At 60.1% G+C, this 1,301-nt stretch carries 1 protein-coding gene; it reads left to right on the top strand.

Annotated elements, in window-relative coordinates; translation table 11 throughout:
• Positions 1-76 precede the first annotated feature (76 nt).
• Entirely contained in the window at positions 77-1,267 is a 1,191-nt protein-coding gene (locus AC0L2Y_RS34420; RefSeq protein ID WP_473562313.1) for a helix-turn-helix domain-containing protein, read from the top strand.
• Positions 1,268-1,301: the final 34 nt, after the last annotated feature.

Genomic DNA, 1,301 nt, shown 5'->3' with positions numbered 1-1,301 from the left:
TGAGCGACCCGAGACATAGGTGACGTTTTGTACCGGACACATGGGTAACACTTTTGGCTTTTGGCCGGAGGTGTTGATGCCGTGGAAAGAGTGTTCGGTGATGGAGGAACGTCTTCGTTTTGTCGCTCGCCTTCTCGACGGGCAAGGCATGAGCGATGTGTGCCGGGAGTTCGGCATCTCGCGCAAGACGGGCTACAAGATCTTCAATCGCTACAAGGATGAGGGTCTCGAGGCCCTGACGGACCGCTCGCGCCGGCCGGTGCGCTATGCCAACCAGTTGCCGGTCCAGATCGAACGGATGATCATAGAGAGCAAGCGGGAGAAGCCGCACTGGGGCGCCAGGAAGATACGCGAGTTGCTGGTGCGCAAGCTCGCAGGCGACGTACGCATTCCGGCCAAGAGCACCGTTCATGCCGTGCTCGACCGCCACGGCCTTGTGAGCCGGGCCCGCAAGAGGAACCGGGCGAACAAGGCCGTGGGCACGCAACTGTCCCAGGCGACGCGGCCCAACGATCTCTGGTGCGCCGACTTCAAGGGCGAGTTCAAGCTCGGCAACGGCCGCTACTGTTACCCGCTGACCGTCACCGACCAGGCTTCGCGCTATCTGCTGGCCTGCGAAGCCCTTGAATCGACAAAGGAGGTTCCGGTCATCGAGGCTTTCGTCCGGCTCTTCAAGGAACGCGGTCTGCCGGAAGCGATTAGAAGCGACAATGGCCTTCCCTTCGCAAGCCCCAACGGCCTCTACAATCTATCAAGGCTGTCGGTGTTCTGGCTGAGGCTCGGCATCGCGATCGAGCGCATCCGGCCTGGCAACCCGCACGAGAACGGCCGCCACGAGCGCATGCACCGCACGCTCAAGGCCGAAACGACCCGGCCGCCGGGCATGAACGCCCTGCAGCAGCAGGCCAGGTTCGATGCTTTCATGAGCGAATTCAATGCCGAGAGGCCCCACGAGGCAATCCAAATGAAGATGCCGGCCGAGCTCTACAGAGATTCTTCAAGAGCCTATCAAGGCCTCCCCGAGCTGGAATATCCCTTCCATGACAAGGACATTCTCGTCACCGCCTGCGGCCGCATCTGCATGCACAGGAAGAAGATTAACATCTCTACCGTGCTCGCCGGCCAGAGGCTCGGAATCACCGAAGTCGACGACGGCATTTGGCTCGTCTCCTTCATGCGCTATGATCTGGGATATATCGACCTGGAACAGAGGACCTTGCAGACCATCGACAACCCGTTCGGCACGAGGTTGTCACCCATGTCTTAGGTACAAACTGTTACCCATGTCTTCGGGCCGTACA

This window comes from Mesorhizobium sp. WSM4830, from assembly GCF_055811495.1.
The sequence above is the reverse complement of the archived record's forward strand: the minus strand, read 5'-3'. Positions and strand labels throughout refer to the sequence as shown.